The sequence below is a fragment of the Fictibacillus aquaticus genome, from assembly GCF_002245695.1.
Lineage (GTDB): Bacteria > Bacillota > Bacilli > Bacillales > Fictibacillaceae > Fictibacillus > Fictibacillus aquaticus.
Genome location: NZ_NOII01000002.1, coordinates 87669 through 103790, shown reverse-complemented (window position 1 = coordinate 103790; position 16122 = coordinate 87669). Strand labels below are relative to the sequence as shown.

Annotated in this window: 18 protein-coding genes; 10 read left to right on the top strand and 8 right to left on the bottom strand. The window is 42.3% G+C overall.

Going from position 1 to position 16122, the window contains the following annotated elements:
* The first annotated feature begins 16 nt into the window (after window positions 1–16).
* Together pstB and phoU are read left to right on the top strand one after the other, a co-directional pair.
* The gene (gene pstB / locus CGZ90_RS08400) at window positions 17–844 is read left to right on the top strand and encodes a phosphate ABC transporter ATP-binding protein PstB (RefSeq protein ID WP_379675148.1); all 828 of its coding nucleotides are present in this window, start codon (window positions 17–19) and stop codon (window positions 842–844) included.
* Window positions 845–866: 22 nt separating this feature from the next.
* Window positions 867–1526: a phosphate signaling complex protein PhoU gene (gene phoU, locus CGZ90_RS08395; protein WP_094251943.1), complete on the top strand. Its 660-nt coding sequence runs from the start codon at window positions 867–869 to the stop codon at window positions 1524–1526.
* A gap of 52 nt (window positions 1527–1578) precedes the next feature.
* On the opposite strand, the gene CGZ90_RS08390 is transcribed toward phoU, so the two are convergent.
* Complete coding sequence (locus CGZ90_RS08390; protein WP_094251942.1) at window positions 1579–2052, bottom strand: MltG/YceG/YrrL family protein; 474 nt, start codon at window positions 2050–2052, stop codon at window positions 1579–1581.
* A gap of 24 nt (window positions 2053–2076) precedes the next feature.
* On the bottom strand, window positions 2077–2268 hold the full coding sequence (locus CGZ90_RS08385; RefSeq protein ID WP_094251941.1) for a hypothetical protein: 192 nt from the start codon (window positions 2266–2268) through the stop codon (window positions 2077–2079).
* Between the two features lie 356 nt (window positions 2269–2624).
* Here CGZ90_RS08385 and CGZ90_RS08380 point away from each other — a divergent pair, with 356 nt between their 5' ends.
* From CGZ90_RS08380 to rpmG, 5 genes are all read left to right on the top strand, one after another.
* Window positions 2625–3269, top strand: a complete 645-nt coding sequence (locus CGZ90_RS08380; protein ID WP_094251940.1) for a DUF4912 domain-containing protein — start codon at window positions 2625–2627, stop codon at window positions 3267–3269.
* Between the two features lie 11 nt (window positions 3270–3280).
* On the top strand, window positions 3281–6067 hold the full coding sequence (locus CGZ90_RS08375) for a 1,4-alpha-glucan branching protein domain-containing protein (RefSeq protein ID WP_094251939.1): 2787 nt from the start codon (window positions 3281–3283) through the stop codon (window positions 6065–6067).
* The gene (locus CGZ90_RS08370; protein ID WP_094251938.1) at window positions 6064–8475 is read left to right on the top strand and encodes a sugar phosphate nucleotidyltransferase; all 2412 of its coding nucleotides are present in this window, start codon (window positions 6064–6066) and stop codon (window positions 8473–8475) included. Before CGZ90_RS08375 ends, CGZ90_RS08370 begins: the two co-directional genes overlap by 4 nt.
* A gap of 2 nt (window positions 8476–8477) precedes the next feature.
* Window positions 8478–10442, top strand: a complete 1965-nt coding sequence (locus tag CGZ90_RS08365; protein ID WP_094251937.1) for a glycoside hydrolase family 15 protein — start codon at window positions 8478–8480, stop codon at window positions 10440–10442.
* Window positions 10443–10548: 106 nt separating this feature from the next.
* Entirely contained in the window at window positions 10549–10698 is a 150-nt protein-coding gene (gene rpmG, locus CGZ90_RS08360) for a 50S ribosomal protein L33 (RefSeq protein WP_094251936.1), read from the top strand.
* Window positions 10699–10798: 100 nt separating this feature from the next.
* Here rpmG and CGZ90_RS08355 read toward each other — a convergent pair whose 3' ends face one another.
* The 5 genes from CGZ90_RS08355 to CGZ90_RS08335 all read right to left on the bottom strand — a co-directional run bounded on the left by CGZ90_RS08355 (window position 10799) and on the right by CGZ90_RS08335 (window position 14655).
* Window positions 10799–11944, bottom strand: a complete 1146-nt coding sequence (locus CGZ90_RS08355; protein ID WP_165766816.1) for a site-specific integrase — start codon at window positions 11942–11944, stop codon at window positions 10799–10801.
* A gap of 98 nt (window positions 11945–12042) precedes the next feature.
* Entirely contained in the window at window positions 12043–12915 is an 873-nt protein-coding gene (locus tag CGZ90_RS08350; RefSeq protein ID WP_094251934.1) for a TIR domain-containing protein, read from the bottom strand.
* Window positions 12916–12936: 21 nt separating this feature from the next.
* A complete protein-coding gene (locus CGZ90_RS08345; protein WP_094251933.1) occupies window positions 12937–13515 on the bottom strand; it encodes an ImmA/IrrE family metallo-endopeptidase in 579 nt (192 codons plus the stop codon).
* 21 nt (window positions 13516–13536) lie between these two features.
* Window positions 13537–14145 carry a hypothetical protein gene (locus CGZ90_RS08340; protein ID WP_094251932.1) on the bottom strand — a complete coding sequence of 203 codons (609 nt, stop codon included), beginning with the start codon at window positions 14143–14145 and terminating at the stop codon, window positions 13537–13539.
* 87 nt (window positions 14146–14232) lie between these two features.
* Entirely contained in the window at window positions 14233–14655 is a 423-nt protein-coding gene (locus CGZ90_RS08335; protein WP_094251931.1) for a helix-turn-helix domain-containing protein, read from the bottom strand.
* Between the two features lie 168 nt (window positions 14656–14823).
* On the opposite strand from CGZ90_RS08335, the gene CGZ90_RS08330 reads away from it, so the two are divergent.
* Together CGZ90_RS08330 and CGZ90_RS20475 are read left to right on the top strand one after the other, a co-directional pair.
* Window positions 14824–15060 (top strand): helix-turn-helix transcriptional regulator, encoded by a 237-nt coding sequence (locus CGZ90_RS08330; RefSeq protein WP_094251930.1) that lies wholly within the window; start codon window positions 14824–14826, stop codon window positions 15058–15060.
* A gap of 52 nt (window positions 15061–15112) precedes the next feature.
* Window positions 15113–15337 (top strand): hypothetical protein, encoded by a 225-nt coding sequence (locus CGZ90_RS20475; protein ID WP_133063569.1) that lies wholly within the window; start codon window positions 15113–15115, stop codon window positions 15335–15337.
* Here CGZ90_RS20475 and CGZ90_RS08325 read toward each other — a convergent pair.
* A complete protein-coding gene (locus tag CGZ90_RS08325; protein ID WP_094251929.1) occupies window positions 15291–15539 on the bottom strand; it encodes a hypothetical protein in 249 nt (82 codons plus the stop codon). The two genes, CGZ90_RS20475 and CGZ90_RS08325, sit on opposite strands and share 47 nt — an antisense overlap.
* A 302-nt stretch (window positions 15540–15841) precedes the next feature.
* Here CGZ90_RS08325 and CGZ90_RS08320 point away from each other — a divergent pair, with 302 nt between their 5' ends.
* Window positions 15842–16039 carry a helix-turn-helix domain-containing protein gene (locus tag CGZ90_RS08320; RefSeq protein ID WP_338032230.1) on the top strand — a complete coding sequence of 66 codons (198 nt, stop codon included), beginning with the start codon at window positions 15842–15844 and terminating at the stop codon, window positions 16037–16039.
* Window positions 16040–16122 lie beyond the last annotated feature (83 nt).

Here is a 16122-nt window from a genome sequence, read left to right as displayed (position 1 = left end):
TGTACTGAAGGAGGATATGATGATGGAAGTAACAATCAATCATAAAAATGTAAAGAAAGAAAATGTAAAGAAAGAAAATGTACAGGATGCTCCAGCGGCTTTTAAAGTAAACAATCTTAATCTTTGGTACGGACAGGATCATGCATTGAAGGATATCAAGTTCGATATTCCTGAAAAGCAAGTAACTGCGATCATTGGGCCGTCAGGATGCGGTAAATCAACGTTTATTAAAACATTAAACCGAATGGTCGAGATGGTACCGATCGTACGCATGTCTGGTGAGATCATCTATCGCGACCGTAACATTTTTGATTCTAAGTACAGTGTTGAAGAACTGCGTACTCAAGTAGGGATGGTTTTCCAGAAACCGAATCCTTTCCCGAAATCTATTTATGAGAATATTGCTTATGGTCCGAAAATCCATGGCATTAAAAATAAAAAGGTCCTTGACGAAGTGGTGGAGAAGAGCTTAAGAGGAGCAGCAATCTGGGATGAAGTAAAAGACCGTCTGCACGAAAACGCCTTTGGTCTTTCCGGCGGTCAGCAGCAGCGTATCTGTATCGCCCGCTGTCTTGCAATCGAACCTGACGTTATCCTCATGGATGAGCCGACATCTGCCCTTGATCCGATTTCTACGTTAAAAGTAGAGGAGCTCGTTCAAGAATTAAAGAAGGAATACAGTATCGTTATCGTAACGCACAACATGCAGCAAGCAGCTCGTATTTCTGACCGGACAGCCTTTTTCCTTAATGGAGAAGTTGTAGAGTATACGGATACAAGCACATTATTCTCCAATCCTTCCGATAAGCGAACGGAAGATTATATTACAGGACGTTTCGGATAAAAATTAGAACGGAGTGGGATCAATGGTTGTTCGCGAAAATTTTCAGCATCAGCTGGATGAACTGAAGGAATCAATCGTTAAGCTTGCAAAAATGACGGAACATGCGTTAATGGAGTCTGTAATAGCTTTGAAAAATCAGGATTTAGAAAAAGCTCTTGAGATTATTGAGAATGACCAAAGGATCAACATACTAGAAGATGAAATCAATGATGCTGCGATCCTTCTCATCGCTAAGCAGGCACCGGTTGCCACTGATTTAAGAAGAATTATTGCGGCGATTAAAATTTCTTCTGATGTAGAGCGCATGGCGGACTTTGCAGTAAACATAGCAAAGTCAACAATCCGTATAGGGTCAACGCCGCTTATTAAGCCAATGGAAGAAATCCCTAAAATGGCAGGCATCGCGATTGATATGCTGTCAAAATCAATTACTGCTTATGTAGACGAAGATGTTGTGCTGGCTAAAGAACTGGCAGATATTGATGACCAGGTTGACGAACTTTACGGGAAAATCATACAAGAGCTCCTAGGAATGATGGCGCAGAACCCGGATTATCTGGCTCAGATTACGCAGCTTTCATTCGTGTGCCGCTATATAGAGCGTACTGCAGACCATGCTACGAATATTGCAGAAAGCATTATTTTTCTCGTGAAGGGTAAACGATACGGTTTAAACGAATAGACTTGAAAAATGAACAAACAAAAAAGCAGCGGATTTCCGCTGCTTTTTTTATTTAAGGAGAAGTAATGATGTTCGCCACAACTTCTGCGCTCATTTTGCTGTTTACATTATATGAACCGAAACGGACCGCTCCTTCACGATTGGTTGAACGAAGATATTTCAAAAACTCACTGCTGCTCTTAATGATCTTTCCTCGTTCAAGTTCATCGCATACTTCACCGGTACTCATCCCTTGAGTAACAGACAATGTCATACGGTAGATTTCTTCAGATGGTTTATCGTCTTTTACAGGCTGCTTGACAGCTGATTTTTTCTCTGTGCCAGGCTTGATGGAAGCCGTTTTCAGGCTCGCGTATTCCTCGTTGGAAATGGCAGTCTTCTCCTGCTCTGCAAGATAAGAGTCTATTTGTTCCTGTGTTACAGCAGGTTCGCTGGATTCAGGAGATATGTAATAGTAGGAGACGGCAAAAATGCCGGTTGAAAGGATCAACCCCGCTGAAAAGGCACGGAGGCTTTTGTTTGACATGTTTTAATACCTCTCATTTGTATATTAATTTTTATCGTTAATCATGATTTCATCTTCCAGTACTTTCAGCTTTTTCTTGATCTGATAAATTTCTTTCATCAGCTGAATAGAAAAATTCTCTAACTGTGTCTCAACATTTGCACCGCGTTCCTTCTTGTAAGAAAGAAGTAAAAGGACAAGGCCGGCTGCAAGCATCCCAAAAATAATAAATTCCATGTTAACCTCCTGTTCAAATACAGTTGCACATTACTTTTATAACATAGTATTACGTTCGGGGATAGCTTTTTTGACGTCGATTCGCCACGATTCGCATTTATCCTGAATAAAAAAACCATATAAATCCAGCAGAATAAAGAATTTGTCGAAATTTATTACATTTTTTGCAATAGTTTGTAAAGCAAACGTTTTCAGAAAATTTACAATCTGGAAATTTCCAGTGGTGGTGCGGAACCGCAAAATTAGTCAATTTTCGCTGGTTGTTAGGGGTTTATTACAATGTTACGATTACCTAAATTCTACTTTTTCGGGATATTTTTGGCTGTTCTAACCCATTTATACAAAGAGGTGAAATCATGATTGAAGAGATCGTCAAATGGAAAAATGAAGGGCTGACGCTGTATGAAATTGCAGAAAAAATGAACATGTCAGTCGGCAAAGTTCAATACAGGTGGAGGCAGTACAGAAAACAGTCATCGGTGACGGAAACAGCACACGAAGCTGAATACGTGGAAAACAATGAGGTGACATGGGTCATGCCATCGGAATATGAGGAAGATATCTTATACATGATGCCGCAAGGACCACAGACCATGTTTGTTTACTGGAGTCTTTCTGAGGGGACCCGAAAGATGGCTGAGCATCATTTCCGTACGGCATGGAGCGACCTGCCCAAAGTCATTAAAATGTATGACGTTACAGATATTGTTTTTCATGGTCATAACGCTCATAAAGCATTCGAGATGGATGTGCCGGAAATGACGAATAACTGGTTTTTGCATAATCTTGAGCCTGGAAGGACGTACATTGCTGATATAGGGACAAGAACCTTTGACGGAAGCTTTTTCACGCTGCTGCGCGGGAATGCGGCTGAAACGAGCTTTTTGAAAGAAGACGAAAGAATGTCAGAGAAGGTCCGGCGATGGAAAACTGAAAATCAATCGGAGCCGGAGTGGCTTGAGAATTATTCAGTCTACTCATATTATCAAAAAATCAGATAGGGGACAGAAGTATGGCACATGGATATATCGCATTTGTATTGCACGCTCACCTTCCTTATGTCAGACACAGAGAAGCAAACAGACTTGAGGAAAGATGGCTGTTCGAGGCAATCACAGAAACTTACATTCCTCTTTTATGGATTCTTGAAGAGAAGAAAGCTGCAAATTTCAGTATTTCGTTCTCGCCTCCACTATTAGAGATGCTTGCTGATCCTGTGCTTCAGCGGCGCTACGCTGAACATCTGGATTCACTAAGGAATCTTGCCAAAAAAGAAGAAAGAAGGCAGGAGCCTGATGATGCACAGCTTGTCAGGCATTATAAAGACCGGTTCGACAGGGTGTACGATACATTCTTAAAGTATGATTCAAGTATTCTGAAGGCATTCAAGCATTACGATAAAGAGGGTGTTATTGAATGCTTCACATCGGCAGCGACGCATGCCTTCTTGCCGTATATTCAAACTGAGCAAGCGCTCAGGTGCCAGATTTCCTCTGGTATATCCGCTTTTGAGAAGCATTTTGGAAGGAAGCCAGAAGGATTTTGGCTCCCGGAATGCGCATTCACTCCTGGTGTGGATAAAATTCTTGCAGAAGAGGGTATCCGTTATACGTTCGTAGATGAACATACCATCCGTTCATCTAGCCCGGGACCGCGCTATGATATCGGCGCCCCTTGCTATTCACCTCATGGTGTGGCGCTTTTTCCGCGCAATCAGGAAATGTCTTCAAAAATCTGGAGCTCATCCACTGGTTATCCTGGAGACTTTGAATACCGGGAATTTTATCGGGATATTGCTTATGAGCGGGAATGGAACTACATAAAACCGCATATGCATCCTGAGGGGTTTCGGATCGATTCGGGATTTAAGCATAAACGGATAACCGGTCACGCAGAAGAGAAAGAGGCGTATGTTCCGCTGGCTGCACAGCAGAAAGCAAAAATGCATGCCGCACATTTTGCTGCATCAGCTGATGAAATCAGTGCTGAAAATGATGCGCAATGCTATCCTCCTCATCTCATCACAGCGCCGTTCGATGCTGAACTTTTTGGCCATTGGTGGTATGAAGGACCTGATTTTCTCTCAGCGCTTTTTAGAGAACAAATGACTAAAACGGAATGGACGACTCCTCAAGAATACCTTCAAAGACATTATAGAGACCTCGATACCGTTCACGCTTCCTTTTCTACATGGGGAAGGGACGGATATGGGGATGTTTGGCTGAACCACAAAAATGCGTGGATGTACCGGCATCTTCATAAATGTGAAAGAGAATTGATTAAATGCGCTGCCGGACTGCAGCACGCTTATAAACCTCTTAAACAGCGATGTTTTGATCAGATGGTGAGAGAGTGGATGCTCGCTGCCTCCTCTGACTGGGCGTTTATCATCGATGGAGGAACTGCTGCACAATACGCAGGAGAAAGGTTTAACCAGCATGTTGCACACTTCAATGAACTCTTGATTCATTTTTATTCACAGCATCTCTCAAACTCCACGATCCAGCATTATGAAAAAGAATTTCCTTTCCTAACAGAAATAAATTTTAAAGAGTTTTACAGTCTTCATGATGAATATGTAGAGCAGCACTACTCAGAACCTAAGACAGATGGGAAAAACATATTGATGCTTTCCTGGGAATACCCGCCGATGGTCGTTGGCGGCCTTTCTCGCCATGTGTATGATTTATCCCGCAAACTGGCAGAACAAGGACACAATGTTTATGTGATTACTTCCTTTGTTGACGGATACCCTGAACACGAAATCAACGAGAAAGTCCACGTTTACCGTGTAAGAGGAGCTCAGCCGCATTTTAATGATTTCTTCCATTGGACGGGAAGCCTGAACGCAGCGATAGCAGCCCAGGGAACCGAGCTCGGAAAAAAGATTACATTCGATTGCATCCATGCTCATGACTGGCTTGTCAGTGTAGCCGCCGCACGTTTGAAACAGGACTTAAACATTCCGCTTATCGCAACGATCCATGCGACTGAGAGCGGGAGGAACAAAGGGATCTTCTCTCCTATGCAGCATGAAATCCACCAGAAAGAAGCCGACCTCGCCTTTCATGCGGATAAGGTGATTGTATGCAGCGAGTATATGCGAAAAGAGGTACAGAGTCTTTTTGGACTGCAAGATGAGAAACTCTCAGTGCTGCCGAACGGGATTGACCCCAACTTAGTTAAAAAGCCTGAACACGGCCACATTCCTGCTGCGAGCCATCATGAAGCTACCATTTTTTCGGTTGGCAGAGCCGTCCGGGAAAAAGGGTTTCAGACAATCATCGATGCTTCAGCAATCTTCCGGGCAAAGGGCAGAAGCATCCGATTTGTGATAGCTGGGAAAGGACCGATGCTCGAGGAACTTAGGCAGGCTGCTAAAGATCGAGGTGTGGAAGAAGATGTGTGGTTTACAGGGTTCGTATCAGATGAAGAAAGGAACCAATGGCTTTTCTCCTGTGACGCAGCTTTGTTTCCAAGCCATTATGAACCATTCGGCATCGTAGCGCTTGAGGGAATGGCAGCAGGAAAACTGACCATCGTTTCTGATACGGGCGGTTTGAGCGAGATTATCGATCATGAACAGAACGGATTGAAGATCATTCCTCAGGATCCAGCCTCGATAGTATGGGCAATAGAATACATGCTGTCAGACAGAGACAGAGCGAAACAAATCGCTGCTGCGGGACATGAAGCGGCACTGACCGTTTTTAACTGGGAGAAAATTGCGGATGCAACCGTAGACGTTTATGAAAGCTGCTTGAAAAAACTGATTTATACAGGAGGTCTTGCTAAATGAAGGGCGTCATCATGGCTGGAGGAAAAGGAACACGATTAAGACCTTTAACATGCAATCTGCCAAAACCGATGGTACCGATGCTTCATAAGCCGGTAATGGAATACGGGATAGAGCTGCTGAAAAAGCATGGTATTACAGACATTGCTGTAACGGTTCATTATCTGCCGGACGCCATTCGCAACTATTTCGGCGACGGAAGCGAGTTTGGCGTAAACCTTCACTATTTCGAGGAGACTGTTCCGCTCGGTACAGCTGGAGCGATCAAAGCTGCTGAAGACTTTCTCGATGAAACGTTCGTAGTGGTGAGCGGTGATGCGCTCACTGACTTCGACCTTGAGCAAGGCATCTCTTATCATGAAGAAAAAGGGGCAGCCGTCACCATCTTTATGAAACAGGTGGAATCACCTCTTGAATATGGCGTCATCATGACGAATGAAGACGGCAAGATCATCCGGTTTCTCGAAAAGCCAAGCTGGAACGAGGTGTTCAGCGACACGGTAAACACGGGCATATATGTGGTCGATCCGATTGTTTTCTCTTACATGGAAAAAAACGTTCCTTTTGATTTCAGTAAAGATCTTTTCCCGCTTCTCATGAAAGAAGAAAGACACTTGTACGGATACAGCGCAGAAGGCTATTGGTCAGATATTGGAAACCTTCAGCAATATAGGCAGTCTCACTATGATATGCTGAGCGGGCTTGTGGAGCTTCCTATGTACGGACAAGAAATCAAGCCAGGCATTTGGGCAGGCGAGAACTGTTTCATTGAAGACGGTGCAATAATCGAAGGTCCGGCCAGCATCGGAGAAGGAACGGTTATCCGCAAAGGGGCAAGAGTGGAGAGGCTGAGTGTAATCGGCAAGAACAGCGTGCTCTCTTCAAAAAGCTCTGTAAAGAAAAGTGTGCTCTGGAACGATGTTTATATCGGCACAGAAGCTGAGCTTCGCGGAGCCACCGTCGCGAACGGTACAAAAGTCGAGAACGGAGCATCGATCTATGAACATGCAGTAGTAGGCAACCATTGCGTGATCGGACGGAAGGCAACATTAAAGCCTGAAGTGAAAATATGGCCAGAAAAAGAAATATATGAAGAAGCACTTGTGCATACTTCCCTTATTTGGGGGAGAAAAGCAAGTAAATCATTATTTGGTGCAAGAGGTATCAATGGGATCGCGAATGTGGAAATCACACCTGATTATGTTGCAAGGCTTGCAGCGGCCTACGGTGCTGTGCTGCCGCACGGGTCCAAGATAGGCGTTGCTTCCGATTCAAACCACTTTTCAATCATGATCAAACAAGCGTTCATGCAGGGGCTTCACTCATCCGGAGTTAACACCTATGATATCAGTCCAACTGTTTCACCGGTCGTGCGCTTTACGATCAAAAATGAAAAGCTGCAGGGAGGCATTTATTTCCGCTTTTCGAACCGCAATGACGAGAAACAGCTCACGATTGAATTTTATGACGAAAAAGGACTTCCGATCCATCCTGATATTGAACGTAAGATCGAAAATGCCTATTGGCAGGAAGATTACCGCCGTGCAGCATTTGACCGGATCGGAAAAGGTACAGCGAACTCCGCCAAAAGCGAGGATTATATTGAAGCTCTAATGAAGACGGTCGATGTTAAATTAATTAAGAACGTGAAATTCAGAGTAGTGGTCAACTATCGTCATCAGCCTTATTTAAGTTTTATTCCAGAGCTTTACAATCGCTTGAATTGCGAGATCCTGACGGTTCCATACCAGACAAGCGCCGAAGAACTTACCTCCTTTGTAAGAGCGACAAACGCCCATGTAGGGATCCTTGTTGGTGAAGAAGGTGAGACAATGCGTCTCGTCACGGAAACCGGGCAGGTGCTAGACGATGAAACAATGCTTGCGCTGTATGTATTCACAGCCTTTTACGATCAAAAAATAAAAGAGATGGCAATACCGGTTTATGGTTCATCAGGACTTGAAGCGATTGCCGCAGCACTTGATGGTAAGCTCATACGTACAAAAGCAAATCCTCGTTCTTTGCTAGAAGTAGGGGAAGGTGAAATGAATTACCTGTTTGATGCACAGTACGCTTTTATTCAGATTCTCGAGCTGCTCGCCAAAAAGAATGCTACAATCAGCGGACTGCTGGAAATGCTTCCAGATGTTCAGCTGCTCAGAGAGCTCGTGCCGTGTCCGAAAGATAAAAAAGGGCAGGTGATGAGGAAGCTGATGGAAGATATCAAAGGAAGCAACGTGGAGCTTCTTGACGGAATCAAAGTGTTTCATCCGGACGGGGGCTGGACTCTCATACTCCCTGATTCTGAACACCCTGTGTTCACGGTATATTCTCAAGGCATGGATGAGAAGAAAGCCAAAGAGTTCGCAAGTAATTACATTAATAAAATCCGTCAATATCAGCAGGTGTAGGAATGCCTAGGCATCTGGCAGTCGGTAACGGAAATCTGCTTGTTAATATCGATGATTTTATGCAGATAAGAGATATTTATTATCCGTACGTTGGTCAACAGAACCACGTCCAAGGCCATGCGAACAAAGTCGGTATATGGGTGAACGGTGTATTTTCTTGGCTTACTTCGCCCGAATGGGAGATCAAACCTGGTTACCACACGGATTCACTCGTCACTAAAAGCGAAGTGCGGCAGAAAAACGGCTGCATTTCGCTTACTTTTGAAGATGGTGTGCATCAGCGGGAGAACATGTTTGTAAGGCGTATCACAGTAAAGAACAATGGTGAAGAACAAGCGGAAGTCCGCTTGTTTTTTCATCAGGATTTAAACATCTATGAAACTGAAGTCGGGGATACGGCTTATTTCGATCCGGAGTCGCGTACTGTGATCCATTATAAAAAGAACAGATATTTTCTTTTTAACGGAATGATGAACAATCGGGGCATCCAACAATATACAACAGGCATCAAACGGTTTCAAAGTGCAGAAGGTACTTGGCGAGACGCAGAAGACGGTATATTAAACATCAACCCGATTGCGCAGGGATCGGTCGACAGCACGTTCTCATTGAGCGGAACGATTTCCCCTGGGGAGGATTGCACAGCATTTTATTGGATGACAGCAGGGCGAAACCGTGAAGATGTTCTGGGACTGAACGATTATATGATCGAGATCGGTCCTTCATTGACCGTGGATAAGATTGATGTCTATTGGCGGCGCTGGGTGAACAAAGCTCCAATCGGACATGGCGGGCTAGAACAGGAACTGATCGATCTTTATAAAAGGAGTCTCCTTATCATAAGAACCCAGACAAATGAGAATGGATACATCATGGCTGCGAATGATTCAGACATTCAGCAGTATAATCGTGACCACTACAGCTATATGTGGCCGCGTGACGGGGCTCTCGTGGCTGCGGCAGTAACAAAGGCGGGGTACCATGGCATGGTGAAAAATTTTTACCGCCGCTGTTCAGATCTTCTGACCAAAGATGGATATTTGCATCACAAGTATAATCCTGACGGTTCTATCGGTTCGAGCTGGCATCCATTCGTAGACAGTCAAGGAAACAGTCAGCTTGCCATTCAGGAAGATGAAACCGCACTCGTCCTGTGGGCATTCTGGCAGCATTACGAGGAGACTGGGGATATTGAATTCGCACAGTCACTGTACCGCTCGCTTGTCCGCCCGAGCGCGCGTTTCCTGCTCTCGTTCATGAACGAACAGCTCGATTTGCCTCAGCCATCATACGACCTTTGGGAAGAACGCCGCGGCATCTTTTCGTTTACCGCAGCCGCTGTATATGGTGGTCTTATGGCAGCCTGTTCTTTCGCCTCTCTTTTTGGTGAAGACGACCGTGCGTTAAGGTACAGAAAAGGCGCCGAGCGGGTCAAAAAAGGGATTGAGACGCACTTGTATGATAATGCGCAGAACCGCTTTATAAGAGGAATCTATCCGAATGCTGATGGCACCTATATCAAGGACATTACGATGGAATCCAGTATGTACGCTCTGTTTGCATTCGGAGTGTTTGAGGCTTCAGATGAACGAATAAGAAGCACTATGGAAGCGATCGAAACGGAACTGACTGTCAAGACAGAAACAGGCGGTGTCGCACGTTATTTTAATGATTATTATTTTCAGCAAACCCATGATTTAAGGCGTGTGCCTGGCAACCCATGGATAATCTGCTCTCTATGGCTTGCCAAGTGGAAGATTGCAGCAGCACCGTCATTAGAAGAACTGCATGAAGCGAAAAAGTGGCTGCACTGGACGCTGTCGCATAGCTTTTCTACAGGTGTACTGCCTGAACAGATGAATCCACTGAACGGAGAACCGTTAAGTGTGGCACCACTAACTTGGTCTCATGCAACTTTCATTGATGTGGTTCAGGATTATCTGCTTAAGGAGCGCAAACTTTTTTAAAACCGCTTGATAGAAGTTTTTTGTTCTGTTATTATGTTAAAGTATGGTTTTATAACTATCTGAAACGTTAGTTAACGATTTTTGTATGGTTTGGAGGGAAACAACAATGCGTGTAAACATTACTCTAGCTTGCACTGAAACTGGTGACCGTAACTACATCACAACTAAGAACAAGCGTACGAACCCTGAGCGTCTTGAGCTTAAAAAGTACAGCCCGCGTCTTAAGAAATACACAGTTCACCGTGAAACGAAATAAGTAAAAATGAGAACGCCCGAACCCCTTGTATATCAAGGGTTTCGGGCGTTTTTGTGGTCGTGAAAAGCGACCACTGACCACGAATTGACCACATTGCTCATTAAAGTACGGTTTGAATCTTGGAAATAGCCGTCTCTAGGTTCGTCACCATTTCCTCTTGCATAGCCGGCAATACATGAGAGTAGGTATCCAATGTAATGACGATGCTGGTATGGCCTAATCGTTCTGAGACGATTTTAGGGTTAACTCCTAACGATAGCAGCATGGTCGCATGAGTATGCCGTAGATCGTGAAAGCGAATAGGGGAGAGTTCCAATTCCTTGCACAACTTAACCAGGGCTTTGTTCAGCACTTGAGGATAGATGAAGTTACCTTTGCTCGTAGTGAACACATATTTTTCAGCCAAAGCGTTATCGTATCCTGTACCGAGTTTCAACTTAATCTCTTTTTGTCGCAATCGGTGCTTCTTCAGTTCTTGCAAAACATGAACGGGTGTTAAGATCGCGCGCTTGGATGACTTTGTTTTGGGTTCGCTGATCCGCAGCTCTTTTAACGAGTACGTCAAACTCTGGTTTACATAGATAGTCTTTGCTTCAAAGTCAATATCGTCCCATCTCAAACCTAATATCTCACCTTTACGCATACCGGTGTATAGTGCAACAAGAAAAATTAAATAATAAGAGCTGACTCCTTTTGCATGCTGCAAAAACATCTCCGACTCTTCATGACTCCAAACGGAAATAGTGTGTTGCTGCTGTTTAGGCGGCTTAGCACGGCGAGCCGGGTTGTTCGGCAAGAGTTCCCAGGTGACCGCCATCTCCATTGCTGTTACTAGAAACGTGTGCATTCCTTTAATCGTACCTGGAGAAAGACCGGCCTCGGACTTTTCCGCATAGAACCTTTGGAAATGTAGCGGCTTTAGGTTCTTCATCATGGCATGACCGAAAGCAGGGGTAATGTGGTTCTTTAACATGTGTTCTGCGCGTTCCAATGTGCCAGGGCGAACAGAAGAGCGGTAATGCACGCTCATATAATCCCCAAGAAATTCATTAACCGTAACTTTGGAAGGCTCGACATACTGTCCTTGCTCGAATTTGGCGATTAGATCTGCGGCAGCTGCCTGTGCTTCCTTCTTTGTAGAAAATCCTGATACTGTTTTTTGCTTTCGCTTACCTGTCTTTTCGTCACGACCAATATCTAATGTAAACGACCACCTGGCACCACGTTTTCTAAAATATCCTTTCATCCAAACATCCCCTTCCATAATTCGAACACTTGTTCTAAGTTTTGTTACAAAAAAAGACTGAAACCTCAGCCTTTATAGATTGTAAAAAAATTAAAAAATTAATTTTTATAAGTAATTATTGGATCTGGTAATGCTTCAGCAATTAAATTTGCTATTTCTTCAACAGAGTGCTTATCAGTTGATAGTGAAAATTTATCCAGCAGAGTTGGATTAAACTGACTAACTTCTTCTTTTGTTATGTCGTGCCAAATTGGCAAAATTACTTTCTTATTCTCGCTCATTTCTCTCATTAAAAATCCAGTGAACTCATAAGTTGCCCAAGCACTTTTAATAAAAGATGGTGATAACACAACAACACCAAATTTTGAATGAATGATACCATCATTAATCTTACGAGATATGCTATCTCCAATTTTGAAGACTTTAACATCTTCAAATACTGTATATCCTTTGGACTCTAGCAGATTAGATAATTCACTCACAATGCTTTCTTTATCATTAGTGGAATGAGAAATGAAAACATCGTATTGAATTTTTTCTGTTTCTTGATCAATAATTTTTTGAGTTTTTTGTCTTAAAATAGAAAGCTCTTGACTTATTTGATCTTGTATTGCGTCAGATTGTTTGATTCGACTATCAATCACTCGTGATAATTTCTTTGTCTCTTTTTCTTGTGCTTTATAAAAATCTTCCTCATACTTTGTAAGAAGCTTTTCTTCAGTAAGCAGTTTTTTGTTTAAGGAACTTTGTTCTTTTAATGATTTTTCCAGTTCAACATTTAATTTGTCGCTTTTGGATAATTTGTTTTTCAACATTGTTACAGAAGTATTTTTAGTTATACTTTTTTTGATTTTAATAAGTTCCTTACGAGCTTTAGATTCGTTTTCTTGCTCTTTTGATAATTTCTTTTTTAAATCACTTATTTTTAATCGTGTTCTTTTAATTTGAGTTTGTAATGTTGAAGTTGACATTAAGAAACCTCCGAACAAATTTTATTTAATCCACTCAACCGCCCCTATCTTACCTCCAACACTAGTCAGCACATCTACCTTCCGGCCAAATGCCAACTGCAGGCGGTATTGTGCAAACTCTTCGGTGACGAGGAAGTGATCCGCGATGTCTGAGATGCAAACAGCTTGATCTTCAGCAACAAGGTAGACTTCATTTAGAAAGTTGCCTGGCATGAGCAGGTATGCAGCCATTCGCTTTGCCTGGGCTTCGAGCTTACCGATATAGGACTTGTCCATTGTGAGCTGATTTGTGTGATGTGCGTAGATATGGCAGAATTCCTCAGCGAGGATCAGTTTCTTCTCGACCGGATCCAGCCCTGGCTGTATGTATATAATGCCGCGTCGGCCGGAGGAGGGGAGGGAGAATGCTTTTAAACCGTCTTCCACGTCCCCTTCATAAAAATGAACATCCAGCGGCAGCAGTTTAATACCGTAGCGCTTGCAGATCATGGCCATATCGATTTCATCCGCAAAGCTGAATGAGAAGTGGGAGAGCACCTTTTCAGCGCGTTCTTCCCAATAGTCTGAATGTGTATTTATGATTAGTTGACTTAGCTGCATGTTGTCACACCTTATTGAATGTCATTCTTGAATACGAGTATTTTTTTCCCAAACGTTTATTGCAAACATTCCCATGTCTGCTAATTTTGTTAATTTGACTTTGTATTTACCGTTTTTTATTACTTTGGTGGCAGAAGTACTCATAAGAAAATCGTCAATTCCAGATTCCTGTATATCTAATGCATTTAAGAGAATTACTGAAGACATAATGCCCTTTTCAGAGAATTCCATTTGGTTAGAATCAAGGCCAATTGACAGTAAATAGACTCCAACCAAAATTTTATCTTCATTGAAAACAGCTTTGAGTTCAAATTTATGACTTCCGTCATCTTCAGTTTCATTTTGTATGCTTTGAGTAAAAAAGTTCGGATTGTCTTCGAATTCTGCAGGTTCTAATGGAGGCAGGCTTTCATATTCAATATGAGAAATCCCTGGGTTATTTCCATTTTGATTTAAGTGATCAACTATTTTGTTATAATCATGAATTATTAATCCAAGTGGCTTGGGGAAGTCCTTGTAGTAGTCACCCTTTTTTTCAGCTTTAGCTTTATTTGTTTTAGGTTCAATGTTACTTTGGCACCCAGTAACAACAAGTGAAAGGGTTAAAGCTAATAAGGCTTTTTTTAACATGTTATAATACCCCTTTAATGGTCAATAAAACCAATTGATGTTAAAAGAAAACACGCAGAAGCGTGTATATTATGTAAAGGCATTCATTTAATCTTCAATAATGTCCTCGTCTTCATCTTCTTCAAGATCCTTTTTTATGAACTCCCACATTTTGATTAGCTGCTTAATCTTCTTCTCAGGCGCATTTGCGAGATCATGAAATAGCACAGGATGTTTTTTGATTTCTTCTAATAATCTTATTTCAACATCAGTAAAATTGATGACATCGTCGGTAACTACAGGTGATAGTTTTTTTGAAGGAAGCTTAGGATTTTTAACAATATCAGAACCAATTAAAAGATAATCAGTGGAAACTCCAAATAAATTTGCCATCTTTTGAAGGGTTTCATGATCTGGTTCACTTCTTCCAGTTTCATAATGCGAGTACCTCGGTCTAGATATACCGATCATTTGCGCAATATCTTCTTGAGTACGTTTACCTCTTAATTTCTTCAAACGCTGCCCTAACATCCCTTTCCTCCCCTCGCTATTTATATTTAATTTACTTATATTATAGATACACTTTGTATCGGAAATAAATAGATGATAAGAAATGTATCAAAAATGATTGACGATACAAAATGTATCATTTATAATCGGATTATCGAGATACATATCGTATCAAAGTGAGGTGGGATTATGAGAAAAAAACTGGTTAATCTTCGTACTTCTAAAGATTTAACTCAAAAACAGGTAGCAGAAATTTTAGAAATCTCTGAAGTATATGTAAGGAAAATAGAAAAGGGTGAAAGAAACCCCGGAAGAGAAACAATGCTAAAGTTTGAACAACTTTACGGAATAAGGGATCGCGAACTCTTTCCAGACCTTTTTCAGGTTGATTTTGATACAAAATGTATCGATGTTAATTCTGCTTAAATGAAACTTTCCTCCACTACTCACACAGCAACGATTGAAAGGTGGTGAAAACATGTATCTAAAAAGCGAAGAAGATGTAAAAAACCTAATTCAGAAGCAACCAGCCACCGCGGCAACGGCAGCTGGACAAGAGAATAAACTTGTTGCAGGCATACGAGTGAATCCAATAGCTTTTGAAAAAATATTGAATGATGCACCAGTTGTTAATCAAGTTGGTGAGCCAGAAGAGCTTAAGCCTGTTTCCGCTTCCAAGGTAGACGGCGATGATCAATCCTAGAAAGAAACTTAACTATATCTTTTCTACCATGGTATGTTGGGACACCACGTAAATCTTGAGCCATCAATATGATAGGGACGCCAGGGAAATAAGGTCTGTAACTAGCTCTGACTTCCTCAACGTCATCACTTTTAAGCACATAGGATTTAACAACAACAACAGCAAATGTGACACCTTGTTCCTTAACTAATGCATAATCCATAGAACTACACCTCCTTCCTGTATTTACCATAATTCGACAGGAGAAGAAATTTTCCTCCACAACTGCATAGAGCACCGATCTACTTGGTCGATGCTGTGTGCAGTTGTTGGAAATCAATCAAGAGACTCTATTTTTTTGAACTTTTTTACTGGTAATATTTCACTCTATTTCATGGTTTTACATTTTAAGTGTGAGTAATCACCTAGTGGCAGCCTCTATTGAAGTCTTTCGCACTACTTAATAACGAAAGGAGATGAAGAAGCATGAAAAAAAACAAATTCCCCCAGGTGGAGGATTACCCATTGATCCTAGACAGCAGGCATGTTGCCGAGATTTTAAAAATCTCACGCCGCGTGGCTTACGAGGTGATGGAGTATAAAGACTTCCCACTCGTCCGCGTCGGCCGCCAGAAACGTGTGTCCCGCGAAGCGTTCTTTAACTGGCTGAACCGTTCCGATCTTAGTCCGATAAGCGCAGGTGATCGTTATGCAGCGATGTGATGCAAAAAGATGTGTAAAGTCAAGAGGACAAGCTATCTATCTACTACATTACACGGTTATACATGAACAGTTGGTAAAAGGAG